Genomic DNA, 4,427 nt, shown 5'->3' with positions numbered 1-4,427 from the left:
GAACATGCGAAAAGTGTTGCAGAAAGCAACAAATGTATAACCTAAAGTAATAACAGGAAAAGAGCGTGCTCACATAGGCATAAAACCTATGCGGGCACGCTCTATTTATTTACTATCAAAAAAGATGGGCAATTAACTCCCTGCTATTTTAGAAAGATTTTATTTATTCTCAAATGAATAAACAATGCCCCATTTCTTACGGATTTCACTCATTAATTGCATCACATCTAATGTCAATTGAAGGGTCGTATCTTCTTTTTCTCCGTTTACTACAGAGTTCATATATTCATATTCATAAACCATTGCCTCGTCTGTATTTCCGACGGTTACGATCTCTGTTGAAAAATCCGGATAAGTAATGGTTGCTGATTGTGCGCGTGGAAAAGTATCTACAGTTATATAAGCTTTTTCTCCGGTAATGATTCCTCTTTTCGGAAGTTTTGCGAACAGAGTCAGAATAATGGAAGCCATTTCATCTTCAGAATTACGCAGAATAATTTCAGATTGCTCATCGACACCGGTTGTAAACCGTTTGACTGTTGTTAAGATTTCATCGGGTTGTTTGTTAAGAAAAAATCGAGTGAAGGATAGAGCATATACGCCAATATCGAGAAGAGCTCCACCTGCCAATTTTTCACTTAAAAAGCGACTGTTGATATCAGGTACTCTAAGGCTGCCAAAAGATACCTGAATCATTCTCAGTTTACCAATCTTTCCATCTTTAATAAGATCCTTCAACTTTTGATAAAGTGGCATATGATATAGAGTCATCGCTTCAATGACTTTGAGCTGTTTTTCTGCTGCAAGTTGAATCACTTGATTAAGCTGCTCACTATTTACAGTAATCGATTTTTCGCAGAGAATATGTTTTCCATTTTCTAGACATTTAATCATCAGTTCATAATGATTAGAGTGTGGTGTCGCAATGTAGACAATGTCGATTGCAGGATTGCTTAAGAGTTCATCATAATTTCCATATGCTTTTTTTATATGATGATTGTTTGCAAAATTTTGAGCACGTTCGAGTTTTCTGGATGCGACCGCGAAAATAGAGCGTCCTGATTGATGGAGTGTATCCGCAAATTCAGAGGCAATTGTTCCTGTTCCTATAATTGCCCAATTTAAAGCGCTCATCATTGGTTTCCTCCCGAGTTATGCTTTGACAAGAGTCAACAATTGAAAAGAATGAAGGTGGCAGGAGAAGTCTCAAGCCACCGTTAATCATAGAAACTTAATCAGCATTCTTTATGAAGAGGGACAATGCCCAACTTGTCGAAAATCAATGCTTTTTCAGCAATATATGCGTTGTATTCAATTCTTTCAAGCATGTCGTATGCCTTATGAAGTGTTTTATCAGTGATTAGAATTCCATGACTGTTAAGAAGGCAGGCCTTTGGAACGACATCGTCTCCTAGGGATTTAATGTGTTCACGCACAAGGCCTGCCAGCGCTACAGTCGTGGCTGGACGGTAGTCAAGCGTTGGAATCTTGCCTAGTTTTTGTGTTGCTTCTGTAAGGTTCGGCAATTCAATTCCAAGTGTTGCAAAAAATAGTGAGTCCCTGGGATGTGCATGGATCACACAACCAATTTTCTTGCTTTCTTTATAACAAGCCATATGCATGTTAATTTCTCGAGTCAGCTGTCCGTCACCTTCGATAATCTGTTCCTCCATATCGACGACAAGAATATCATAAGGATTAAGGTTGCATAGCTTTTGTTGCGACATTAACGTTGGTGTCATAATGATATGGTCATTGTTCATTCTGACGCTGACATTTCCACCTGCTGCATTTGTTTCAAAACGATCAAACATTGTTTTAACAATGATACATAAATCTTCTCTTTCAGATGCGTATAGCATGATATCCCCTCCGAATAAACTACTTAATTTTTTCAAATGCCACCTGTTCTCTCAGTAAACTCGCCTCTGAAGGAACGAATCCGGAACTTGTAGGCTGCATTGCTTTTGAAGCACTTACAGAGGTCGCAAAAGTTAACATATCTTTGACAGCGAATTTTTTGTAAAGCGCGTAAACGATGCCTCCAACAAAGGCATCACCACAACCGGTGTCATTCACGGTATTTACCTTGGGTGGAGTAACGCGATATATAGAATTGTTATGAAACAAGAGTGAGCCTTCCTTGCCAAGCGAAACGATGATATAATCTATATTAGGTAGATTTGAGTTTTCCATTGCTCCAATTGTGTCATCAATTGAAGTAATGGTTTTTTTTGTTAGTTCTGCAAATTCGAATTGATTCGGTTTTATCAATGTCGGCGTGACTTTGATCGCTTCTTTCAGATACTCACCAGAAGCGTCGATGATTAGTTGAGCTCCGGTTTCTTTTACTCTTTCTAGTATTGAGCGATAGACATTTGCATTTATTAATTTTGATGGATTTCCTGCAAAAACAACTAAGTCATCCGGAGCCAATTTGCTGACCAAATCAGCCGTAAATAGCTTGATTTCTTCAGAAGTAATCGTTGGCCCTGTGTGTGTAATCATGAAGCTGCCTGCATGTGTCTCATCCATAAGGACATAGTTTTGGCGAACAGAACGATTCGGAAGAACAAAGAAATCCGGGATCACTTTTCTTTCGCGAAGAAGCGCATACAATTCATTTTTTCCCTGCTCTCCGATAAAACCTGTCGCTTTGTTCTGCGTTTCAAGACAGGATAGCACAACTGAGACATGCGTCCCTTTACCACCGATGTCATTGTAGCTTTCCAATACATGATTGTTTTTTCCGCGTGTCAATTCATCTTTGACGTGGATAATATGATCAATGGCTGGATTAAGGGTTACTGTGTAGATCAACTGGGGCCACCATCCTTTCTCTGCGCATATTTTTGACGGACTTGTGCGATCTTTTGGTCGTATTTTGCAAAGAGCAGATCATAGGCACAATACCGGACAAGAATACCAATCGCAAGTGCAACAAGCCACATCATGATGTCACCGGTGAAAAAGCCAAGCAGTAATAAAGTAAAGCCGAGAAACACCATGAATATCCAGAAGGCTTTTGCCATTTTCCCCGCGTTCATGACTCAAAACCTTCAGCTTTTATTTCTTCGTTATACCGCTTTGCATTTTCTTTTTTTCGTCCAAAGTAGAAGTATACGAACAGCGAAAGCCAAACAATCGCTAAGAGAATGCCCCACCATTTTCCAGCCATTGCTTCAGAAAAAGCAAATTTGAATTCACCATTTTCCATTGTGCTCCAAGTAAGCATGCTGCCAGAAGGTACTTTAACCGCATGAGTTTCTTGAGCCAAGCGTGTCATATATGGTGCAAAATATGTTGCCAGGTACAAGAATACGGGAGTCGTAATAATCCCATACACAACCATGCGAAGAAGATTTCCACGGGCAAGTAATACGACCGCAACGACAATCGAAAGATTAATGATCCCGCCGAATGGGAGCACTTTATTACCCGGAAGAATTACTGCAAACAATAATTCAACGGGGATGAGCAAAATAGCCGTTACCCAAAGTTCATTTCTTCCTGCCAAGATTGGCCAATCAAGCCCAATAAGAATTTCTCGATTATTGAAATGTTTTCTCATAAAATCTGAAATCGCTTCCGAAATTGGTGATAACGCTTGCATAAAAAGTTTTGAAACCATTGGGAACAGTGTTAGTGCTGTTGCCGCCTGAATCGCAAGCACTAAAGATTTTGATACCCCGTATCCGGCAACAAGACCAAGGAGGAATCCGACAATTGCCCCCATGACATGATTTTCTGCAAAAACACCTAACTTTTCTTTTAATGCATCAGCATCCATTTTCTTGTTGAACAGTGGAATCTTATCCATTAGTTGATTAATTGGGTAGAGCAGGCTGGCGATGATTGTCATATGGTGCGGAACAGTTACACCAGGAATTCCGGTCATTTCTTCAATTTCCTTACCCCAAATATCGCCGATTTTCAGCTCGATAATGATTTGAATGACAACAACAACAAAACCAAGATAGACATTTCCGGAGATATACGCGACCATAATAGCTGTGAAAGCTTTCCCCCATACATTCCACATGTCGACATTGAGCGTTTTCGTCCATTTTAATGCCAACATGACAATGTTAACACCGATCGTGATCGGGAAAATGAGAAAGGCAAGCGGCCATGCCCACGTAATTGATGCGCCGGTGGTCCAACCGCCATCAACTGCTGTTAGTGCGATACCGGTGTTTTTGGCAAAGGCCTGAGCCGCGGGACTTATCGAATCCAGCATAAATCCAACGACTAAATTCATCCCGGCGAATGCGACCCCAAAAATAATTGCCGCGCTGATCGCATCTTTAAATTTCATTCTCGCGCATATTCCTATAATCAGCATAATGATGGGTACGAAAACTGAAGCGCCCAGATTGAGTACATAATTAATGACATTGGATAAAACATCCATTAGTTTCACTTCC

5 protein-coding genes are annotated in these 4,427 nt (G+C 40.2%); all 5 read right to left on the bottom strand.

Annotation, left to right across the window (positions count from 1 at the left end):
* Nucleotides 1–159: 159 nt before the first annotated feature.
* Entirely contained in the window at nt 160–1,134 is a 975-nt protein-coding gene (locus tag NIE88_RS21760) for a Gfo/Idh/MocA family protein (RefSeq protein ID WP_253065655.1), read from the bottom strand.
* Between the two features lie 101 nt (nt 1,135–1,235).
* Nucleotides 1,236–1,862, bottom strand: coding sequence for a class II aldolase/adducin family protein (locus NIE88_RS21755; protein ID WP_253065654.1), 627 nt, complete (start codon nt 1,860–1,862; stop codon nt 1,236–1,238).
* Between the two features lie 19 nt (nt 1,863–1,881).
* Entirely contained in the window at nt 1,882–2,820 is a 939-nt protein-coding gene (locus tag NIE88_RS21750; RefSeq protein ID WP_253065653.1) for a 1-phosphofructokinase family hexose kinase, read from the bottom strand.
* On the bottom strand, nt 2,817–3,047 hold the full coding sequence (locus tag NIE88_RS21745) for a hypothetical protein (RefSeq protein WP_253065652.1): 231 nt from the start codon (nt 3,045–3,047) through the stop codon (nt 2,817–2,819). The genes NIE88_RS21750 and NIE88_RS21745 overlap by 4 nt, the downstream gene beginning before the upstream one ends.
* Nucleotides 3,044–4,414, bottom strand: coding sequence for a PTS galactitol transporter subunit IIC (locus tag NIE88_RS21740; RefSeq protein ID WP_309247067.1), 1,371 nt, complete (start codon nt 4,412–4,414; stop codon nt 3,044–3,046). Before NIE88_RS21740 ends, NIE88_RS21745 begins: the two co-directional genes overlap by 4 nt.
* Nucleotides 4,415–4,427 lie beyond the last annotated feature (13 nt).

Source organism: Sporolactobacillus shoreicorticis, assembly GCF_024125445.1.
In the GTDB taxonomy this organism is placed as follows: Bacteria; Bacillota; Bacilli; order Bacillales; family Sporolactobacillaceae; genus Sporolactobacillus; species Sporolactobacillus shoreicorticis.
Note: the sequence above shows the minus strand (reverse complement) of the source record. Positions and strands in the feature narration are given on the sequence as shown.